Raw genomic sequence first — 21,765 nt, forward strand, 5'->3', positions numbered from 1 at the left:
TTTATTAAAGGTAAAAATAGCCACTGTTACTGCGGCTTTTCTTCCTTATGATCGCGACGGAATAACGCCCACTCTTCAATGGCTTCACCGCTGGGTAAGGTGCAGATCCCATGTTCACCTTCGGCGGTTTTCTCAATTGTTAATTTTCCACCAATGGAGACACAATACTCAGAGGCGGGATTGGCTATTTTTGCTTGTTCAGTATCACTGCATCCGACGAATACCAGACTCGCCAGAAGTGGAGCAGTAACAAGTAGGAATTTGATTTTCATAGACACTCCTTGGTGAGTTATTTTCGCCCTAAAATCCGCAGGATCCGTAGGAACAAGTTGATGATATCCATATACAAAGCGGCGGCGCTATCGATGGCATTATCTATAGTTTTAGGGATTTGATTCGCTCGTCCCCAGTCATAACCAATATAACCGCAGAAAATCAGCACGACTATCCAATCTAAAATGCCGTGGTGAGTATTAAAGATAAACACTTCAATCAGTTCGACGACGATAACGAGCAATAAAGCAATCGTGAGTGCGCCGGAAATTTTTTGGAAAAAGGCGGGGAAGAGTGTGCCTAAACACATCATGGCTATGGTCACTAGCCCTGTAATACGAATGGCCTCAGTCACCAATTCGGGATCGTATTGACTAACCACCATATTGATTATTAAGCCGAAGGGCACGACCACAAAGTTGTAGCCAATAAAACTGACAACGGGGTTAGTCGATTTTTGGAACAGATAAATCCCAAAGAAACAGGAGGCGAAATAGCCGATAAAGAAAATCCAAGGATTAACACTGGCAATCGCCTCTGGGTCGATATTGGTGACCATCCAATAGTTAACGGCAAAACCCCAAATCAGCGTGAGGCCGATAACGAGGTTGTAAATACCTGCGCCAACTATGGGGTCGTCTGTGGTCATGCGGTCAAATACACTGTTTTCCGAATCCATATGTTTTCCTTATGATTTCCTTATTTTAACGGGCCATTAAGCGTCATCAGTGTTGAGCTATATGACGGCAAATTAAGCGGTGGCAATTAAGCTAGTGTAAATAAAGCCGTTTTTCAAGCGAGAACAACCTAAGCCTCTTTAGTACCACAAACACTGCAGCGGACTTGTTTCGGTAACTTCATCTCGCGAAACTCCATCGTCATCGCATCTATCATCAAAATGCGTCCCGCTAAGGTTTTACCCATGCCAGTAATCACTTTGATGGCTTCAACCGCCTGCAAACAACCTATCATGCCGACCACTGGTGCGAGGATACCCGATTCAACGCAGCTCAGTTGTTGCTCGCCAAATAGGGCGCTAAGGCAATGATAACAAGGCGTTTCGCTGTGATAATCGAACACAGTGACCATGCCTTCCATCCGAATTGCCGCGGCAGACACTAAGGGCACTTTATGCTTAAAACAGCTGAGATTAAGTTGCTCGCGCACACTGACATTATCGGTACAGTCGAGCACTAGGCCGTGATCGGCGACTAGGGCGTCAATCTCATGATCATCTAATACAGCATTGATAATATTGATCTTAATAAAGGGATTGAGCTGGCTGAGGCTCTGTTTAGCCGATTCGACTTTAGGCTGGCCGACATTGGCATCTTGATGAAGCACTTGGCGCTGCAAGTTGGATAATTCAACTGTATCAAAATCGACCAGTGTCAGTTCACCAATACCCGCAACCGTGAGGTACTGGCTAGCAGCACAGCCTAAACCGCCAGCGCCTATCAACAGCACTTTGGCTTGTTTTAAGCGTTCTTGACCGTCGATATCCATAGCCTTGATGGATATTTGGCGGCTGTATCTTAAGAGTTCGCTGTCGCTGAGAATATCTTCTGGCACATTCATTGGAATTTTCCTAGCAAAGCACGCTGTTAAATGGCTCGACCGTCACTTGGGTGCCAGCGGGAGTATCACCTTGGAATTGCTCCAATAAAACGAAACAGTTTGCTAAGCTCATCGAAGTCAACATGCCAGAACCTTGGCTACCGGTAATGGCAACTTCAAGTTTACCTTGTGCATTACGGCTTAAAACGCCCCGTTGATATTCGACGCGGCCCGGTTGTTTACGCACAGGCGTGGTGAGCGTAGCGTCTAACATCAAAGGTGCAACTGGGGTTAACCCCTGCATCTTGTTCAGTATTGGCCAAACGAGTTTGTAAAACGTCACCATAGAAGACACGGGATTCCCCGGTAAACCACAGAATATCGCTTTGCCTATTCGGCCCATGGCAAAGGGCTTGCCTGGTTTGATGGCGAGTTTCCAGAAGGTAATTTTGCCTTCCTCATCAAGAATTTGTTTAGTGAAATCCGCTTCACCGACCGACACGCCACCCGAGGTTAATACCATGTCGGCTTGGCTGGCAGCATGGCGAAATGCCTGACGTATGGCTTCAGGATCATCGGCTATTACGCCTAAATCGAGCCATTCCACATTAGCGCGGCTGAGTAAGCCTTGGATCGAGTAACGGTTTGAATCGTAAATTTGTCCTAGGGCTAATTCGCTGCCAACGGGACGCAGTTCATCGCCAGTGGAGAAAAAGGCCACTTTAAGCTGACGATAAACTCGCACTTGGCTAACGCCAATCGTGGCCAACACCCCGAGTTCGGCAGCACCAATTTGAATGCCAGCACTGAGCACTTTAGTGCCTTGGGTGAGTTCTTCACCGCGGCAACGCACATTGGCGCCTTGCGCCCTAGGGTGGCGGATATGAATAATCTCACCTTCAACCTCGGCTTCTTCCTGCATTTGCACTGTGTCATAACCTGTAGGCACAGGTGCGCCCGTCATGATCCGCACGCAGGTATTAGGTTTGGCTTCACCTTTAAAACCATGGCCAGCGAAGGAACTGCCGATAAGGCGCAATGCGGTCTGATTGGTTTGCGTATTTAAGTCGACAAAACGGAAGGCGTAGCCGTCCATAGAGGAGTTGTTAAAGGGCGGCAGGTCGATGCAGGAAGCTAAATCTTCTGCTAGGACGCGGCCAAGGGCATGGGGAAGCAATACGACTTCGGTGTCTGACACTGGGCTAACTTGCTCGAGCAAAAGGGGAATAGCTTGATCTGGATGCATTAAGCTAGGTTGCGAACAAGGATCGGCTGTTACGGACATTAGGGTCTGCCTTATATGCAATGGGTCGTAATGACGCTGAATGAATTTCCACCTGATTATGACTGGCTATTATGCCACGGTGATCTGGGATGGCTATGATTTGCATGTGAGTTTCTGTGATAGGCCAGTCAGTTTTTTCTGCCACTTTGGGCGATAACCTCGCTAGAAGTCACACAATTTACTGCGCTAATTCGAGGGTTGAACGCGAGTCGATGAACAAATGGAAATCATTTTTATCAATGAATCATTAACTTAGCAAGAAATCCAAAGGTAAATTTTGTTGCTTTTGTCGACCCCCTTGATGACAATGTCCCCCATGATTCAGTTCGAATGCAAAAGAGGATTTACTATGCTGTCTGCAGCTATGATCGAAAAGTTGAATGAACAAATTAATATGGAGTTCTTCTCCTCAAATTTATACCTGCAAATGAGTGCGTGGTGTGAAGATCAGGGATTTGAAGGTGCAGCTAAGTTTATGCGTGAGCACGCGGATGAAGAAATGGGCCATATGCGCCGTCTGTTCACGTATGTGAGTGAAACCGGTGGCTTACCTTTGTTAGGTGCGATTGCGGCGCCGCAGTCACAGTTCGATTCTTTACTGGCGTTGTTTGAATTAACCTATGAGCATGAGCAGCTGATTACCCGTCAGATCAATGCCTTGGCCCATGCCGCATTTTCGAATCAAGATTACTCAACCTTTAACTTCTTACAATGGTATGTCGCTGAGCAGCATGAAGAAGAAAAGCTGTTTAAGTCGATTGTCGATAAGATACGTTTAGTGGGCGAAGATGGTAAGGCACTGTTCTTTATTGATAAAGATTTAGCTAAGCTAGCCTCTAAGGGTGGCGAAAGCATAATGAACGGCCAAGGCCAACCACAGGCTTAAGTCCGTTTTATTTGCCACAAAAAAGCAGCCTAGGCTGCTTTTTTGTTCTTTATCATTTTATTTTTTATAAGCTTAGATATTCACGCATTTATCTTGATAGCCATCATTCAACAGTGCTGTGTGCTTGATGCGTAGCAAGGGAGTGATTTCATTGAAGGGGAGCGGTTTGGAGATCAAATACCCTTGAGCGAAGTGACAACCTAAATCTCGTAGGAAGTGCCACTGTGCTTCGGTTTCTATGCCTTCAGCAACTAACTCCATTTCTAGGCTTTGCCCCATCATGACAATCGCTTTGACTAAGTTGGCGTTCGAGTTATTTTCGAGGGCATTTTCCACAAAGCTGCGGTCGATTTTAATCACTGAAATCGGGAATTTTTTCAGATAACTCAGGGAAGAATAACCCGTACCAAAGTCATCGATATAGATTTGCGAGCCTAAATGACGAATAGACTCGAGCGTGCTCAAGCAATGGCTGGCATCGCCCATCAGCATGCTTTCAGTGATCTCAATATGCACATTTCGTGGATTGACGTGGTGGCGGTTGAAGCACTCCTGCAACACTTGGTCGAACCCCATACCGCGTGTATTGATACATTGGCGGCTGGAAACATTAATCGCGACATTGATATTTAAGCCACTTTTCTGCCATTGTCTCAGATCATGCATGGCTTGGTTGAGCACCCATTCGCCCATAGGCTCTATCAATCCAGTCTCTTCGGCTAATGGGATAAATTGATCCGGCGGGATCAACCCAAGCTCGGGATCTTGCCAGCGGATAAGGGCTTCGACGCTGCAGACACTTCCGGTTTGCATATCCACGATAGGTTGATAATGCAGGGCAAATTCATTTTGTGCCACGGCACGGCGTAGACGTTGTTCTAACTCCATCCGAGCGAACATGGCTTGATTCATACCCGCGGTGAAGTATTTAAAATTGTTCCGCCCTGCGTCTTTGGCTTGATACATGGCGGTTTCGGTATTGCGGGTGAGTGAGCCGGTATCTAACCCATCTTCGGGATAGACGCCAATACCAAAGCTGGCCGAAATCTGGATCTCGCGGTCATTTAAGTTAAACGGCATACCTAAGGTTTCAATGATTCGGGTTGCCATGTGTTCAATGGCGAGTTCGTTAGTCAGTCGTGGCAAGATAAGTACAAACTCGTCGCCACCGATACGTGCGATAAAATCGGTTTTCCCCGCAATGCCTTCTAAGCGCTTTGCGACATCTTTAAGTAATAAGTCGCCAGTGGCATGGCCTTGTACATCATTGATATATTTGAATTGATCCAAATCAATCAGCAAGATAGCCAGCTTGCGAGAGTCATGCTGTGCCACATGGATTTCGTGCTGCAGTCGTTCATTGAACAGCTTACGATTAGGCAGCCCAGTTAACCCATCGAAGTTGGCCTGATACCAAAGATCCTGCTCATATTGCTTACGCTTACTGATATCCATAAATAAACCAATATGTTGGATTATTTTACCTTGCTCATTTCGCACCACAGTGATCGCTAGATACTCGGGATACACTTGGCCATCTTTGCGTTTATTCCAAACTTCACCCTCCCATTTCCCTTCTTTTTGTAGTGACTCCCACATGGCGGTATAAAAGTGCTTAGGATGACGGCTAGAGCTGAGTAGGGAGGGGCTGCGGCCTTTCACTTCTTCCAATGAATAGCCCGTAATGTGGCAAAAAGCGGGGTTGACCAGTTCAATATGGTTGTCGGCATCTGTCACCACTATGCCTTCGGCAGAATAGTCAAACACTGCTGCTGCGCGGCTTAGGGCATGGTTTGCTTTTTGCCGTTCGCTAATCATACGGTTCATGGCACGGGCCATGCGGGCGAGTTCATCTGTGCCTGAGACTTGGATATTAATATTGAGCTGTGGATCTGCTGCCATTTGCTGCATGTCATTGGCAATCTTAGTGATCTTATCCATAAAATTGCGGATGATCTTTTGTCCAAGCCAAAGTGTGATGGTTGCGGTGAACAAAGCCGAGAACAAGTATAAGCCGAGTAAGATTAAGGTGTGGTTTTGTTGATATTCGCTCTGCTGCGCCATGTTCTTGGTGATATTTTGCGCCAGCAAATGTAGTTGATTGATACGCTGAGTGGTGAGATCCCACCACTCCTGGCTATCAATTGGATGTGGCGGCATTAATAGTTGGCTCATCGCTTGGCTTAATTTGTCCTCACTGGCTGGGACTTGCGCGATGGCTTTGATCTTCGTCATCGGCAAACCTTGTTGCTGCAGTTGCTGCAACTTGACCATGCTGAACTGGTATTGATTTATGCTGTCTTCAATGGTTTTCAGCGCTGCCTTAAATTCGGGCAGAGAACGAGTCTCGTGACTGAGTTCATCCAAATTAAGCTGAATCGTCGCAAGTGCTGCATTAAATTTTTGCAGTGAAATCTCATTGCCCTTAAGCAAATAGTCCTGAAAACTGCCCATTAAGCCACCGTAACCTAAGAAGGCATTAATATTTTGTGCCAGAGCGCTAATGCGAGTTTGTTGTTCAATTTGCTTGCTGATTTGCAGAATGCGTTGATTTTCTGGCGAATCTTGTAGGTTTTGTAGTAAGGACCTTCTATCGGAAATTGATGCATTACTCGCGTGCATCACGGCTCGCTCATATTCATACATAAAGGAGATTATGGTGCGGTAATCATTAATATTGAGTGACTTGCTGAGCAGTAATTGATTGATGGCACTTCGTTCTTTTACGGCCAACTCCTGCACCATAAGCAGGTTCAATAGATCGGTATAGGCACGGGACTGACTGATTTCATTGGTTTGTAACTGTAATAACTGGATGAGCTGTAAAAGCTGAGTGTGGAATTGATTATAGAGTTCCGTAAACTGACTCAGTGTTTCGTCTGTGTGGTTTTGGTGAACGTTAGCGAGTTTGTTGCCTGTGAGTTTGAGCGCATCCAACAATGCGTTCATTTTGTTTGCTTCAATACTTTTAGGGTCGAGCGCCTCCAGAAGATGCTCTAAAGGCTCACTGTTCAGTAATGCATCGAGTGCTTTTGACCTAGTCGCTTGTTGCTGTAATAGCACTTCATCGGTTGGTCGCTGATTTGTACTTAGACCATATTCGTTTTGCAACTGATAGAGTAGCTCAGTGATTTGTACCGTCGTTTGTACCGCAAGATGATTGTGCTTGGCTGAGTGTGATTCCTTTATCAAGTCATGCATGCGCGTCAGAATGAAAAAGCTCATCATTAATAATGGGACTAACGAAAACAGAATGAGCTTTTGCTTCAAACTGAGATGGTGTAGCGCTGACGGCATTAAAGATCACTCCACTCGTTCACCTAGGCAGAAAAAGAAAATTCAACGTAATAACGTTGAATCCGAGTTACAAATAGGACTAGGCACAGGGTGAGGATATTTAACATAGGCGGCCAGCCACCGCGACCTTTAGTTTATGGATATCTAATCTAGGTCACGAAATTAAGCAAATTGTTATATATCATGCTAAGAGACTATTTTTATTAACCTATTTTGCACCTATCAAACAAGCATTTGTCTTGTCTGTGATGTGAAGCAGTATTTCATCATTCGAAAGAATGACTTGTTTAACTTTACCTTTTATCGGTTTTTTTAGTGCATTAGGTGGAACGCGATTGTTAACGGTAAATCTACTTAAATAAAAAGGACGTTTGCCGCAGCTAAACGTCCTTCTATTTAAATCAATGCCCTAGATTCAGGCGATTGGCATGTTATCTAGCCGACATTGGCCAGCAATGATTTGCGATAAACGACAATATCTTCAATCGTCAACACGGGTATATTGTGCTGAGCACCGAAGGCAATAATTTCGGGTAAACGCGCCATAGTGCCATCGGTGTTAGTGACTTCACACAATACGCCAGCGGCTTTTAAACCCGCGAGTTGCATTAAATCGATAGTGCCTTCAGTGTGACCACGGCGGGTCAATACCCCACCCGGTTGGGCGCGAAGTGGATACACATGGCCAGGACGAGCGAGATCACTTGGCTTAGCGCCATCGGCAATCGCCGCTTTAATGGTGGTCACGCGATCGGCGGCAGAAACCCCTGTAGTCACACCGACTTTAGCTTCAATACTCACAGTAAACGCAGTGCCGTATTGGCTCGAGTTGTTTTCCACCATAGGGGGCAATTCGAGGGCTTTGACTTTTGCATCGGGTAAACACAGGCAAACAATACCGCTACATTCACGGATGAGCATGGCCATTTGCGCGTTAGTCAGCGTCTCGGCAGCGAAAATTAAATCGCCTTCGTTTTCTCTATCTTCGTCATCGACAACTAATACACCTTGGCCTTGACGCAGGGCATTAAGACCCGCTTCAACGCGTTCGATAGCAGTACCAAAAGGAGCAAGTAAAGACTGATTCATGGTTAATATCCTTAAATAAACGACATTGGAATATCCAGAATCAGGGCGTGCAGAAATACAACGTAATCAAACCAAAAGGCTCGATTTTGCTGTAGCAATATCACTTCACTTGGGGTGAAGTTATTGCAAAACATGAGGCTAACACTGCAATACATAAGCGCGTTGCACTTAAATACCGCAAGGTGTTGTCTTACATTCTCTTCCATCCGGACTCAGCACTGTTGCCATTAAAGCAAACAGTCCATTACCGTCGGCTCTGGAATAGTCAGTTTTGCACTAAGCAAAATCTAAGGCACCAGATCTGCTGACCCCGAAAGTGATTTCGGGCGCTCGCGGGCTTTGGGTGTCGCTCAGCAAAATAATCACTTAGTCGTTACCCATTTACCGCCGGTGGGGAGTTTCACCCCGCCCTGAGAATTTGCTTTTGAGCCATTTGCGCTCAAAAACGCGGTTATGTTGCTCTTATTTACCGCGAATGGCAACTTCTCGCGTTCAATGTTTGCGCTAGTGCACACCTGACCACTATCATACTGAACACATAAGCTAATTGACTTGCCGTCGCATTCTTCGACGGTCGTTATGGACGTCACAAGGACGTATAAATGCGCTCTCTGCTACTCACTTTAGGTATTGCTATGCTGTTATCCGCTTGTTCGACCTCCAAAGGGCAAGTACCCGCCCCGGTTGCTGAAAAAATTCCCCATGTGATGACTTTACATGGCGTCACGCGTACCGATGATTACTATTGGCTGCGTGATGATGAGCGCAAAGATCCTAAAGTGTTGGCCTATCTCAACGTTGAGAATCGCTATACCGCGGCTTATTTCAAACCATTAAAGCCGCTGCAAGATGGTCTTTATAAAGAGTTAACCGAGCGTTTAGTCGCCGATGAGTCGAGCGTGCCGTACCAATGGCATCAGCACAGCTATTATCACAGATACCAAGAGGGCAGCGAATATCCGCTGATCAGCCGTAAGGGCGCCGATGGTGTTGAGCAAGTGATGCTCGATGTTAACGAGCGAGCTAAGGGCCATGAGTTTTATGGTTTAGGCGGCGCCAGTGTCAGCCCAGATGAAACCATGTTGGCCTTTGGTGAAGACGTCCTCAGCCGCCGTGTATATCACATCTATTTTAAAGACTTGGCTTCGGGCGACATGATCACCGATGTACTTGAAAATACCGAAGGTCGCGTAGTGTGGGCGAACGACAACAAGCATGTGTTCTATATCGCCAAAGATCTAAAAACCTTGCTGGGCTATCAAGTGTATCGCCACGAGCTGGGCACTAAGCAATCGAGCGATGTCTTAGTGTATGAAGAACAAGACGATTCATTTTATATCTCGCTCGGCAAAACCTTAGATGAGTCGCAAATTGTGTTGTTCCAAGAAAGCACCACGACGAGTGAAGTGTCTATTCTCGATGCCAGCGAGCCTTTAGGTTTATTCAAGCCAGTATTAGCGCGGGAAGAAGGCCACGAATACAGTGTGTCTAAGCTGGGTGATACTTATTACATTCTCACCAACTGGCAGGCGACTAACTTCCGTTTGATGAAAGTTGCCATCAAAGATGCGGCGGACAAATCTAAGTGGCAAGAAGTGGTTGCGCATAATCCCAATGCCCGTATCGAAGACGAGTTAGTGCTCAAGGATTATCTGATTATTCAGACCCGTGAAAACGGCCTGACGCGGATTAAAGTGATGCCGCTCAATGGTCAAAAGCCCTTCGAGTTGAGCTTTGATGAACCTGCCTATGTGATGGGTTTAGAGATTAATTCCCAGCAAGACAGCAATAAGTTACGCATTTTCTACTCCAGCCTAACGACGCCAGAAGCCGTATACGAATATTCGCTGGTGAATCCCGATAGACGTGATTTATTAAAACAAGATCAAGTCTTAGGCGGCTTTGATGCCAGCCAGTATCGTGCAGAACGGATATTTGTGACGGCCCGCGACGGTGCGAAAGTGCCCGTCTCTTTGGTATATCGCAAAGATAAATTCAAGAAAGATGGCACTAACCCTCTATACCAATACGGTTATGGATCTTACGGTTACACAGTAGAACCCGATTTCTCTTCATCCGTTATCAGTTTGCTCGACCGCGGTTTTGTGTATGCCATTGCCCATGTACGCGGCTCAGAAATGCTAGGTCGCCCTTGGTATGACAATGGTAAGTTGTTGAATAAGCAGAATACCTTCAATGATTTTATTGACGTAACAACGGCATTAACGGCGCAAGGTTATGGCGACAAAAACAAGGTTGTTGCCTCTGGCGGCAGCGCGGGTGGTTTACTGATGGGCGCGATTGCTAACCAAGCGCCGGACAAGTATTTCGCCCTTGCAGCCCATGTACCTTTTGTTGATGTGGTGACGACTATGCTGGACGAGTCGATTCCGTTGACGACCAATGAGTACGACGAATGGGGCAATCCGAACGAGAAAACTTACTTTGATTACATGTTGAGTTACTCGCCCTACGACAATGTCACCGAGCAAGAATACCCACACATGTTAGTGACGACTGGTTTGCATGATTCCCAAGTGCAGTATTTTGAACCTGCAAAGTGGGTCGCTAAACTACGCGATGTACAGAATAAGTGGTACAAGATGGATGATAAGGTATTGTTATTCAATGTGGATATGGAAGCTGGCCACGGCGGTAAGAGTGGCCGTTATCGCCAATACCAAGATACAGCCCAAGAATATGCCTTCTTCTTGAGTCTGTTAGGTATGTCGAAGTAGGTTATTCGCAAGTGACTGAATCAGTCGTCAGCTTAGGCAATACGGACATAGAAGCTGTGCAGCAACATGAGTCACTGGTGGCAGACACACTTGCCCCAGTGACTAGCGCTGTCGTTACCAAAGATGCAGTGACAGAAGCTTCGCTGAATCCCGTACCATTAAATCCTGCACCACAGAAGCCTACACCCATAAAGTCAGCACCCCTCTGGTATTTGTATCTAGTCCGCTGCGCCAACGGGCATTTATACACAGGCGTCACCACAGATGTCACACGACGCTTTAGCGAGCATCAGTCAGGTGGCATCAAATCCGCTAAGTATCTGCGCGGTAAAGGTCCATTAACGCTGATGTATCAAGAGCAGGTTGGCAGTCACGGCGATGCACTGCGCCGTGAGATTGCAGTTAAAAAGCTGAGTCGCGCTCAAAAGCTGACGTTGATTGAGTCAGAGCGTGGATTAGTAGATCGTTAACACTGCATCATACTTGTTCTGTGACTAGTAATGATTAAGCACTGTCATTCCAGTGACTCGCCGTAGATATATCCCTATAGGCTCGACGACGGCATCCATTCCGTCAACGGTCACTTCCATGTCAGTGCTTAATCTGGCTAACTGCATAGTATCCTGTTACCTAGAGCATTCTCTTAAGCCTAATGTCAGACAGAACTATCTATCTTAGTTGGCATGATCCTATTGCAATATATGATAGGTTTGTAACTCGCACATGGGATATTCTGTCTGATAGATTGTTGTGTAAGGAAAGTGATAGAAATCTGATTAATTTATTTTGATACAAATAGTTAACGATGCACGCTTTCTCTGCTCTAATGAGGTAAGCGAGCATGCACACTATTCAAAGGTTATCTTAATGGAGGTCTTTTTTATATGCATGGCGTTTGCAAATTATGTAATCAAGAAGCGAAGCTTGAGTTGAGTCATTTTATTCCAAAATTTATAGGAAAGTGGCTTAAGAAGACTTCAATTACTGGTTATTTAAGAGATGGAAATCAAGTAAGTAAACGACAGCAAGATATAGCCAAAGAATATTGGTTATGTGGAGCTTGCGAAGATTTATTTTCAACATGGGAAAGAACTTTTTCGGTTAAAATATTCCACCCTTATATGAAAAACTCGAGTTTAGTAGCAGTGTATGGAAATTGGTTGTCAAAATTTGCCGCCTCTTTGTCTTGGCGAACACTTACTTATGTTCGCAGCAAAAATAGCCATGAAACTAAACCGCAAGAATACCTAGAAATGTTGGCAAAAGCTGAAGAGGGGTTAGCCAACTTCTTACTTGGTAAATCTTCAAACTTATACGAATTTGAGCAACACATATTTCCTCTTGATGTTATTGAGTCAACAAATTTCGATAATCTTCCAACAAACATCAATCGGTATTTCCTTCGTGCTATTGCCATGGATATTGTGGGTAACTCACAAGGCACGTACATTTATACGAAGTTACCTTCGTTTATTGTTATAGGTGTAATTAAGTCAAAGCAATCGAAACAAATGCGATCTAGCCGTGTGGCTATTAGCGGTGGAACAATATCCCCAAGACAGTACGTCTTTCCTGACGGTTTTGATGGTTATATCAGGGATGCTGCAAATAAAATATCTGAACTATACGAGCAAATCCCAGAAGAACAGCTTGCAAAGATTGAAAATTATGTGATTGATAATGTGGATAAAGTGGTAGGTTCAAAACTGTTTGAAGCTATTGTCCATGATTATGAGAGGTTTGGTCGAAAGTCATTAAGATAATAAAGCATTTAAGAGTGATTCCTAAAGCTTGGTATTTTTAGTTCAAGGTTGGGGGCTAGTGGCAATGTTGCTCATACTTGAATGCAACATTATATGTGAAGTTTATCAAGGCATTCATTGTTCAATTTGGCCACAGGTATACTCAAAGGTTAATGAGATTAAGCACTGTCATGGAAGTAACCGTTGGCGGCATGGCCGCTCTTTCACATCCATGTGATCGCGGTATTTGCACTTCTGTATGCAGCAGATGCCGCCGTTGAGCCTATAGGGACACTTCTTGTTAAACGACAGGGCGGCGAGTCACTGGAATGGCAGTGCTTAATAGCTTAACGATTAATTTCCATAATAAATCAAGTGGTTAAGATTTTATCGCCACCAGAGACTGGTCTGCATTGGGGTTAGAGAAGTAAGAATTGAGAGTTAAAAAATGCCACTGGCCGGTTTATTGCCGGATTTATTATTGGGGTGAGTCGATTTTTTCTTCTGCTGAGTGATAAGTTTGTCTGCTATTGGTATTCTGAACTCCATTCAACAATTTAAGAATGCCACTTACACAGATCTTTTTGCGCTCTCGAACTACATGTCCGGCCTTTTTCTATGCTTAATTTACAATCCCTGGTAGGGCTTCTCTTAAAAGTTCCAACTCCTTTTTGTTTGCTTTAATCCAAAGTTTTTTCAAGTTTGGTATCGAAGCCAATATTTCTACTGTCTCTTTAGTCTTAATTACATTTGTTTCAACAAGATACAACGCAAAAATATTTTTATTTCCACGCAATTCGTCAATACTGGACAACTGTGGGTTTCCACTGAGGTCTAAAATTTTTACGCTGTCCAGCGTTGAAATGATAGAACCAAAATCTAACTTTTGACATTTATTTAAAGATAAGTAACTTAAATTCTGGGTGTTTCCGGTAATTTCAGAGAGTTTGCTTGCATGGGACACACTTAATGATTCAACTGAGTCTGAGCATAAATTAATTGACTCTAATGAACGAACAATGGAGCAGTTTAATGAAATTGCGACATCAACTTTTAGATTAATAACTTTGGAGTTGAATATATTTACATGCTTAATCCCGTCAACCAATTCAGATGATTCATTTTGCTCAACATAACCTTTCCGAATGAATGCCATTATGGCTTTCCAATCATGTCGCTGCCACTCAGCGTTATATACATAATCCAATATTGGTAATATAGAATCGAAGGTAGGTAATGAATTTTCCCACCTCTGCCATTCTGAAACATTTTCTGGTGCTAACTTTATATATTTCTTAAAAGATGAAATGTCCATGTTATCACTTAATTAAAATTGGGTTGCCGAATTCAGAACGTTGATCTCTTCCGGTATATTTTTGCATTTCTTTTGAGAAGCGGCTCTAAATTCTGATGATTTATTTTGTCACGCTATCCCTTTACTCACTCTTATTTGAGCTGACTAAAGCTTTAAAGCGAAGGTCACTCTTGCTCAGAGGGGAAAGTGCCTCGGCTTTGGTGAGATATTGCATAGTGATGTGGATAGCGTCTTGATGGTGACTCAATTCCCTAAAAATACGCTTTGCAATCAGCAGATTTAATTGATGTGCGGCTAATGAGGCATGCTCATGCTTTATCTGTAAAATAGCCTCTTCTAGGGAGATAGGGGGAATTTCTCCCAAGGTTATAAGAAAGGCTTTTGCAACAGTTCTGGCGTGTGAGAAATAGTCTGAGTGCGCATCTAAGGCGTAAATATGCTTGAAAATGTGTTTGGCTAGGGCTTTATTGTCGTTGCGATAAAAAGATTCGCCATCAAAACAAATATCCCCTAGTCCTTCCATTATCTGCCTAGGGTTATCCGATAGGGAAAGCGATTCAATTGCTTTTTGGTATTCCGAAAACTGATCCATATTCTCGACCTTACTGGCACTACAGTGTGACTTTTCGACTATTGAAGTGGGAAGGCCGACAATCTTAGCAAATCCACAAGGTTAAAGCGTAACGATCTGAATAAAATCAACGTCATTTCTGCAAACTCAAGCTTTATTCCGGTATAAAAAAATGCCACTACAAGGGGTTAGTGGCATAAATGCATAAGTCGGGCATACGCTTAAAAGGGTGGGTAGAAGACTGACATCTTGGCTGGGAACCGTTGCAACATCAGCCTCTACGCCGGGAAGTGGGTAAAACCTTTGGGAGTAGAGTGGTAAAACGGCGCGTTATTGCATGCTCACTGGGCCGTCGATTTTGTTAAATGTCACATCGCCAGAACCTGCCGCAAGAATCGTTAATCCCTTAGTGTTAAAGACATTAATATTGCCTGAGCCATCTGTGATGGTCACAGCACTTTGCACATTGGCGACCTCTATGTTGCCCGAGCCGTCATTAATTGCGATATTGCCGCGAATATCGGTCACCTTGATGGCACCAGAGCCATCTTCAATGGTTAGGCTGCCGTTGATTTGGCTGATTTCAATATCACCTGAGCCATCCTCTATGTTGATATTGTTACCACCGTTGATAGTGAGTTCACCCGAACCGTCTTTGACGTTCATGTCTGACGTCATCTTGCTGATCAAAATAGCCCCTGAGCTGTCAACAATATCCAGTGTAAAGTTCGCAGGGACTTGGAGTTTTAGGTCTATATAGGGCGAGTCATTGTTAGAATCTGTTTGCTCAAAGTTGGCCTTGAGCTTGGCTTTATTGGCTTTTTTCTCAAGGGTGAGAATGACTTTGCTGTCATCGTTGTCGTCCTTATTGCTATAGATGTCGGCGACGAGTTTAATTTGGCTGAGGCCTTCGACACCGATAATTTCCAAGCTGCCTGCGCCAGTTTCTGCAATCAGGCCTTGTAAGTCTTGGCTATCGAGTGTGAGTTCGCGTTGTTGGTGGTCTAAATCTGGCATGCCTGCTGCGTTCACATTAAGAATGCAGCCAGTGAGCGATACCCCAGCAGTAAAAAACACTATAAAAGCGAGGGTGAATATAAATGGGCGTAGTGACATGTTAGCTTCCTTGTTTATCTGGCACTCGATTTTTTGGGTGAGTGCTGAGTCGTCTTGCGATGTGTAAGACATTGCACAGCCCATGCCAATTTTAAGTTTCATTTATAATCAATTGGTTAAGCTGAAAAGTGTCCGAGACTCACTGTGCGGACATGTCCGCTACATGGGTGATTTACTCATAGATTAGTGAAATTGCTCATTTATTAAGTTAGTTTAAGCTCCGTAAGTCACGCGGAATCAAAAATACAAAAAACATAAGAAGGGATGCAGATGGATTATTTAACGACGAACAAGACGGCTTGGGATGCGCGCACTCGGGTACATTTAACTTCTGATTTTTATGATGTGGCGGGCTTTCTTAGTGGTAAGACTTCGCTGCGGGAAATTGAGCTAGGTGAACTCGAGGTTGCAGGTAAAAGTTTGCTGCATCTGCAATGTCATTTCGGCTTAGACACCTTGTCGTGGGCGCGAATGGGAGCCAGAGTCACAGGCGTCGATTTGTCAGAGGTGGCGATTGTTGAAGCGCAAAAGCTGGCAGAACGGACACAGTTGTCCGCCGAGTTTATCTGTAGCGATGTTTACAGTGTGGCGAGCAAGGTTGAGCCTCACGATATTGTGTTTACGTCCTATGGTGCCATTGTGTGGCTGCCGGATTTAACCCTATGGGCGCAGACGGTTGCCGACTGTTTAACACCCGGCGGACAGTTTTACATGGCCGAGTTCCATCCTGCGCAGCAGTTGTTCGATGGTTATAGCTATTTTAATCGGGGTGAGCCAGACATAGAGCTGGAAGGCACATATACCGAAAATACCGGTGATGATCAGCAAACCTTAATGTGCTGGTCGCACAGTTTATCTGAAGTGATTAATGCGTTATTGCAGGCGGGCTTAGTGTTGGAGTTTTTCCACGAGTTTGATTTCACCCCCTATAACTGCTTTGAAGGGCTCGAAGCGCAAGCCGATGGTCGTTATGTGTTAACACACCAGGGGCAGAAGGTGCCCTTGGTGTATAGCATCAGTGCGCGTAAGCCAGCGTAATCACAGCCTTTTGTAATCGCGATGATCAACGACTACGGTAAACCGGATACTTAAGGTATTGGTTATCGTAGTAAGGGCTACGTTCATAGAACCAGCGTAGGCGTGCCTCAGGATCGGCGGCAAACTCTGCATTGGCCAGTGCTTTGTCGAACTCAGCTTGTAGCTTAGGATCATCTTTTAGCATCTTGGCTGCCAGTGGCTCTACCGCATAATCTTCAATGTATTCAGTACGAGTGAAGATAGGATTGAAGAAACCCCATTGCAGTAAAGAATCTGGTGATTGCGGCTCAAGCAGTAAAATCGCCAGATCGCCTAGCGGTTGATCTGTACTGATTTTAATGGTGCCAGCGGGCAGAGTGGTGCTGATTTTGGTTAACTCTGACTCGGCTTTGACCGTTTGGCGGCCCTCAAAATCCTTAGTGTTAAACACGGGATTGCTGAGGGTATATTGCTGCAATTTCAACTCGGTTGGCTTTTTGAGCGTGGTCATGCGAATGCCATGCACGTTAAGACGATCAATCACTTGAGTCCATTGAGCGGGAATATAGTAAGCACTCGGACGAGTAACCTTAATGTCGGGCACTGTTTCAGCCATCACAGGCAAGTTAGGGTAAAGCTTAGGTTCACCTGTCCAGCGCACAACTTCAGCGCCACTGATGGGGCTCTTTTCAAGTTGATAATCTATGCCTTTAAAATCCCAGCCTTTTTCTAATGGTGCTAATTTCCAAGTAAGGGTGATTAGCGGTGAGGCGCGGTATTTATCTTCTTGAATTGCACTCTTAAGTTTCGTCGCCTGTTCACCCACGGTTTTGAGGGTTTGCGCTAACATCACATAAGTGCCGAGCACCCTTTGCTTAAAGGGCTTTAGGCTGTGGTTTTCAACCAGAATGGTGGGCAAATGGCGAGCATCGCCATAACCGTTAGAGAAGCGCGGGCTTGGATTCCACAGCGACATGCCTTTGTTAATATCGGCGTTATCCACGGCAAAAATCAGTGCGCCGGGAATATGGCCTTGTTCCGTTAATGCGGCTTCAACCGCAGGTCTGTAGCTGTTTTCGAGCCAGCGGTAGCTCGCAGGGCTTAAGCCTTGGGCAAGGTTATAACCAAAGGTAACATCGTATTGATAGTCGATGCCGTCGGTAACATGCACGTCGATATACAGATCCGGTTGCCACACGTTAATGGCGCGCAGCATGTGCTGCATTTCTAAGCTGTCGGCCTTAGCATAATCGCGGTTAAGGTTGAGATTATTAGCCGTAGTGCGCCAGCCCATATTCACAGGGCCACGTTGATTTACACGATTAAATTCGCCGCTGCGCTCATGAGCATCAACACTAAACATAGGCACAAACAAGAGGTTGGTTTTATCGAGCAGGGCACTTTTATCGCCTTGGATAATGTCACGTAGCAGCATCATGCCGGCATCCTTACCGTCGATTTCTCCCGCATGAATTCCCGCCTGCACTAGCACTGTCGGCTTAGTGTTTTGTTTGAGGCGTGCCGATTCATTAATGCCTTCACTGCTGGCGATATACATCCAAATATCGCGCCCTTGTGGGCTCTTACCTAAACTCACCTTTTGTAATTTATCTGTCTCGCCCGCGAGTTTGTCAAGCCAAGCGATAGTGGCATCGTAGCTTGGACTTTCAATACCGCCACTTTGCTCAAAGGGCGTCGCCCACTCGCTATCAACACTTAGCATGAGCGATTCGCTGGCGCCATGCCAAGTGATGCTTGGCGGTAAAATCGCATCGTTGACAAAGGTGTTGGCTCGTTTAGGAATGGGCGCTGGTTGTGCTTCTGGCGCTGCAACTGTGGTATCGGCCAGTACATTAGTCGCAGTTTCAGTTGCTTGGCTATTCGCTGCTGGACTTGCATCCTGTGACGTTGTGATTACTGGGGAGCCAACTGCCAATGTTTCTGTGGTAGAGGCTTGCGCCATAGTGGCTGCCGGAGTTGTTTGGGTTGTGGTTTTCGCATCATTGGCAAAAGCATTCCCAGGGTACAGATTGCCCGTAGAGAGACAGGCAATGGCGATAACGGAGAAAGAAAACAAGCGCATGAAAAGAGTCCATCTATCGAATTTTTATTAGGACGGTATCTTTTCATTAAAAGCCCCGTTAACGCAAGGGCGGCTAAGGGTTATCCGGCATTTCTGACATGGATTTAAGCACTAAGCGGAATGGTAAAATCGACTAAGCCGTTTTGTTGGGCGTTATCTGAGAAGCTGGCCGCTTGTTATAGGCAATGTCGATAATGGCAATGTCTTTATAAAGTGCTTCGACGGCAATCGCGAGCTGATAAATCAGCCAGCTATAACCTGTGAGCGCAAATCCCTGCGGCACTTGGTCGTTTACGGCAGTCACTGGATCAGCAGTTGATGCTTGAGTGGCTGCAACTAGGGCAAGCTGGAGTCTGTGTTGTAATTCTTGATCTAAGCATTCTGGCAGTGTCGGCAATTGTTGAGCTTTACCCGCTACAAATTCTGCAAGTTGTTGCAAATAGAAGGCAAGCTCAGAGGCAACCGCATTAATCTGCAGATAGGCGTCTTTGTCTTCTTCCTGCCAGCGGGTTAAGGGTAAGAGTTCAAGTAAGGTGATTAAGCGCACTTGTTTATTGGCTAACTGCGACAGTAGCACTTTGTGTTTTTTGAGGGTTTGACTTTCCCATTCCAAGGAGAAAAATAGTTTCTTTTGAGTGAGTACGGCTTTCATCGCAGCCTCCAGTCTAGCGCGAAAATCGAGCTCATGATTGGCGGGTGCCTTAAGATGCTCGGCTAATACTTCGGCCATATTGTCGATGGCATGGGCGAGTTGGGAGCGCCAATCTTGTTTAGCTTTAATCGGAAAAATGAACAGTGAGACCAAAATAGCAATCACGCAGCCGGAGAGGATGTTGGCCGTGCGCCATAGTGCCTCAGAGGTGTCATGGTTGGCGTCGCCGACGACGATTATGATGGTAAATCCGGTCACTAAATAGGCATAGCTGTAACGTCCGGCCGAGATAAAACAAATCAAGCTAACGGCTAAGATCAGCAGGCTCATGATTAGCCAATAACTGTCCACAGTGGCAACTAACATCACCCCATAAGCTGAGCCTAAACAAGTGCCTATCGCCCTTTGTAGCGACTTTTCAATCGCGCCGCCTACTTGAGGTAAGCTCATCATAATGATCACTATCGTGACCATACTCCAAATAAAATGCGGTGGCGCCCAAATGGCATTAATAGTGACAGCAACGAGTAAGGCTAGCCCGAGCTTTAGGGCGTGGATTGAGCGGAAATGGCGATAGATAAAGTCGGCAAAGGGTGTGGCTGGGGCAAATACAGACATAGGGCAAAATTCCTTTGAGCTAACTTAGCGATGTTAATCTGGTGGCAGTATCGCAGAAAAACCGTGTCACTTGCGGCCATAGCGCCATAAAGAAATGTAAATTGCGAAATCTAGCAAATTGAGCTTAGTGGATGGCGCGGGAGAGATCACATTAACACTCAGATTAAATAGGCTTAACTGATGCGTGTAGAGGCAGGCCATTATACCGTGCTGCAGATATAAAAAAGGCTTGAATAAGCGTTGCCTATTCAAGCCTATATTCAAAGTGTTTGAGTTAGCTTAAGCTGCGCTCACTATCCGCTTTAACGTCAACTTCTGTATATTTATCCATAATCAAGGCACAAGCCGCATCGCCAGTGATATTGAGTGCGGTACGGATCATGTCAAAAACCCTGTCTAACGCAAACAGCAAAGGTAAACCATCGATAGGAATTCCCGCAGCTAACAGCACTGCCACTACTAAGAAGGATGGGCCCGGCACACCTGCTTGACCAATTGCGCCTAAGGTTGAGGTGAAAATGATGGCCGCATAGGCTGTCATCGATAGATCAACGTTATACATTTGGGCGAAGAACATGGCCACTAAACCATAATAAATCGCGTTGCCGCTCATATTAATGGTGGCGCCTAACGGCAGTACAAAAGCCGTTGTTGCCTTAGAGACTTTAAGATCTTCCTCGCAGGTTTCCATATTCACTGGCAGAGTCGCCATTGAAGAGGCGGTCGATAAGGCCATCACCTGCGGCTTCTTCATTGCCGAAATAAACTGGCGCGCCGACACTCTTGAGAAGAGTTGCACTACTAATGGGAAGAAGATAAAGCCGTAGATCAGAATCGCAGCCACAAATACGGCGAATAACTTAAACACGACTTCTAGTGCATCGAAACCGAAGGTGCCGACAGAATCGGCCATCAAACCAAATACACCGATAGGGGCAATGATCATCACGCAGTTGATCATCCACACAAAGGCATCAACGACTGTGTTGAGTGCGGCCAAAATAGGTTTAGCACCATCGCCTTTAACTTTAGTCAGTGCGATGCCGAAGAAGATACTAAAGACTAAAATTTGTAATATGTTACCGCCGTTCAGTGACTCGAACACATTGGTTGGGATCATGCCGATAAAGGTATCCATTACCCCGGGCAATGCGCCATGTTCCTTGGTTACTTCCATCAAGTCTGTGCTGCTGTGGGCGGTAAAATCAACGCCTGCACCCGGTTGGAACAGATTACCCATCAAGAGTGCAAGCACAACGGCAAAGCCCGACGTGACAATAAAAAAGCCGAAAGTGCCAATACCAATTTTACCCGCCGATGGGCTATCACCTAAGCTCGCCGCGCCGCTGATGATAGAAACCAATACCAGTGGTATCACTAGCATTTTGATTAAATGGATGAAAATGGTTCCGAGTGGTGCAAACACACTTGCACTCTCGCCCATCATAAAACCCACCAGTGCGCCGATAATCATGGCAATAACCACTTGCACACCAATGTTACCTAATAAACTCTTGCTCTTCATT

The 21,765-nt window shown here is 45.4% G+C and carries 18 protein-coding genes and 1 riboswitch; of the genes, 5 read left to right on the top strand and 13 right to left on the bottom strand.

Annotated elements, in window-relative coordinates:
* Positions 1-26: 26 nt before the first annotated feature.
* The 4 genes from HGO26_RS17990 to moeA all read right to left on the bottom strand — a co-directional run bounded on the left by HGO26_RS17990 (position 27) and on the right by moeA (position 3,115).
* Positions 27-272 carry a putative hemolysin gene (locus tag HGO26_RS17990; protein ID WP_168826926.1) on the bottom strand — a complete coding sequence of 82 codons (246 nt, stop codon included), beginning with the start codon at positions 270-272 and terminating at the stop codon, positions 27-29.
* Between the two features lie 17 nt (positions 273-289).
* Entirely contained in the window at positions 290-952 is a 663-nt protein-coding gene (locus HGO26_RS17995) for a Bax inhibitor-1 family protein (RefSeq protein WP_168826929.1), read from the bottom strand.
* 128 nt (positions 953-1,080) lie between these two features.
* A complete protein-coding gene (gene moeB / locus HGO26_RS18000; protein WP_168826931.1) occupies positions 1,081-1,851 on the bottom strand; it encodes a molybdopterin-synthase adenylyltransferase MoeB in 771 nt (256 codons plus the stop codon).
* Positions 1,852-1,861: 10 nt separating this feature from the next.
* The gene (gene moeA / locus HGO26_RS18005) at positions 1,862-3,115 is read right to left on the bottom strand and encodes a molybdopterin molybdotransferase MoeA (RefSeq protein WP_168826933.1); all 1,254 of its coding nucleotides are present in this window, start codon (positions 3,113-3,115) and stop codon (positions 1,862-1,864) included.
* A 349-nt stretch (positions 3,116-3,464) separates the two neighbouring features.
* On the opposite strand from moeA, the gene ftnA reads away from it, so the two are divergent.
* Positions 3,465-4,001: a non-heme ferritin gene (gene ftnA, locus HGO26_RS18010; protein ID WP_168826935.1), complete on the top strand. Its 537-nt coding sequence runs from the start codon at positions 3,465-3,467 to the stop codon at positions 3,999-4,001.
* A gap of 72 nt (positions 4,002-4,073) precedes the next feature.
* On the opposite strand, the gene HGO26_RS18015 is transcribed toward ftnA, so the two are convergent.
* Positions 4,074-7,298, bottom strand: coding sequence for an EAL domain-containing protein (locus HGO26_RS18015; protein WP_168826937.1), 3,225 nt, complete (start codon positions 7,296-7,298; stop codon positions 4,074-4,076).
* A gap of 435 nt (positions 7,299-7,733) precedes the next feature.
* Complete coding sequence (gene ribB / locus HGO26_RS18020) at positions 7,734-8,387, bottom strand: 3,4-dihydroxy-2-butanone-4-phosphate synthase (RefSeq protein ID WP_105250977.1); 654 nt, start codon at positions 8,385-8,387, stop codon at positions 7,734-7,736.
* A 190-nt stretch (positions 8,388-8,577) separates the two neighbouring features.
* Positions 8,578-8,809: riboswitch (FMN riboswitch) on the bottom strand.
* Between the two features lie 180 nt (positions 8,810-8,989).
* Here ribB and HGO26_RS18025 point away from each other — a divergent pair.
* On the top strand, positions 8,990-11,125 hold the full coding sequence (locus HGO26_RS18025; protein WP_168826939.1) for a S9 family peptidase: 2,136 nt from the start codon (positions 8,990-8,992) through the stop codon (positions 11,123-11,125).
* An 11-nt stretch (positions 11,126-11,136) separates the two neighbouring features.
* Positions 11,137-11,595: a GIY-YIG nuclease family protein gene (locus tag HGO26_RS18030; protein WP_263255352.1), complete on the top strand. Its 459-nt coding sequence runs from the start codon at positions 11,137-11,139 to the stop codon at positions 11,593-11,595.
* 24 nt (positions 11,596-11,619) lie between these two features.
* On the opposite strand, the gene HGO26_RS22470 is transcribed toward HGO26_RS18030, so the two are convergent.
* Entirely contained in the window at positions 11,620-11,742 is a 123-nt protein-coding gene (locus tag HGO26_RS22470) for a hypothetical protein (protein ID WP_263187938.1), read from the bottom strand.
* A 267-nt stretch (positions 11,743-12,009) separates the two neighbouring features.
* Here HGO26_RS22470 and HGO26_RS18035 point away from each other — a divergent pair, with 267 nt between their 5' ends.
* Positions 12,010-12,888, top strand: a complete 879-nt coding sequence (locus HGO26_RS18035) for a type 1 periplasmic-binding domain-containing protein (RefSeq protein WP_168826941.1) — start codon at positions 12,010-12,012, stop codon at positions 12,886-12,888.
* A gap of 601 nt (positions 12,889-13,489) precedes the next feature.
* Here the strand turns inward: HGO26_RS18035 and HGO26_RS18040 are convergent.
* The 3 genes from HGO26_RS18040 to HGO26_RS18050 form a co-directional block, all read right to left on the bottom strand.
* Complete coding sequence (locus HGO26_RS18040; RefSeq protein WP_168826943.1) at positions 13,490-14,182, bottom strand: leucine-rich repeat domain-containing protein; 693 nt, start codon at positions 14,180-14,182, stop codon at positions 13,490-13,492.
* A gap of 121 nt (positions 14,183-14,303) precedes the next feature.
* The gene (locus HGO26_RS18045) at positions 14,304-14,774 is read right to left on the bottom strand and encodes a hypothetical protein (RefSeq protein ID WP_168826945.1); all 471 of its coding nucleotides are present in this window, start codon (positions 14,772-14,774) and stop codon (positions 14,304-14,306) included.
* A gap of 309 nt (positions 14,775-15,083) precedes the next feature.
* Positions 15,084-15,869 carry a DUF4097 family beta strand repeat-containing protein gene (locus HGO26_RS18050; RefSeq protein WP_168827003.1) on the bottom strand — a complete coding sequence of 262 codons (786 nt, stop codon included), beginning with the start codon at positions 15,867-15,869 and terminating at the stop codon, positions 15,084-15,086.
* Positions 15,870-16,139: 270 nt separating this feature from the next.
* On the opposite strand from HGO26_RS18050, the gene HGO26_RS18055 reads away from it, so the two are divergent.
* Positions 16,140-16,907: a class I SAM-dependent methyltransferase gene (locus tag HGO26_RS18055; protein ID WP_168826947.1), complete on the top strand. Its 768-nt coding sequence runs from the start codon at positions 16,140-16,142 to the stop codon at positions 16,905-16,907.
* Between the two features lie 25 nt (positions 16,908-16,932).
* On the opposite strand, the gene HGO26_RS18060 is transcribed toward HGO26_RS18055, so the two are convergent.
* The 3 genes from HGO26_RS18060 to HGO26_RS18070 all read right to left on the bottom strand — a co-directional run bounded on the left by HGO26_RS18060 (position 16,933) and on the right by HGO26_RS18070 (position 21,764).
* On the bottom strand, positions 16,933-18,969 hold the full coding sequence (locus HGO26_RS18060; protein ID WP_168826949.1) for a M14 family metallopeptidase: 2,037 nt from the start codon (positions 18,967-18,969) through the stop codon (positions 16,933-16,935).
* 133 nt (positions 18,970-19,102) lie between these two features.
* Complete coding sequence (locus HGO26_RS18065; RefSeq protein ID WP_168826951.1) at positions 19,103-20,239, bottom strand: FUSC family protein; 1,137 nt, start codon at positions 20,237-20,239, stop codon at positions 19,103-19,105.
* A gap of 274 nt (positions 20,240-20,513) precedes the next feature.
* On the bottom strand, positions 20,514-21,764 hold the full coding sequence (locus HGO26_RS18070) for a dicarboxylate/amino acid:cation symporter (protein ID WP_131525701.1): 1,251 nt from the start codon (positions 21,762-21,764) through the stop codon (positions 20,514-20,516).
* Between the last annotated feature and the right edge of the window lies 1 nt (position 21,765).

The organism is Shewanella oncorhynchi (assembly GCF_012584455.1).
GTDB classification, from domain to species: Bacteria; Pseudomonadota; Gammaproteobacteria; order Enterobacterales; family Shewanellaceae; genus Shewanella; species Shewanella oncorhynchi.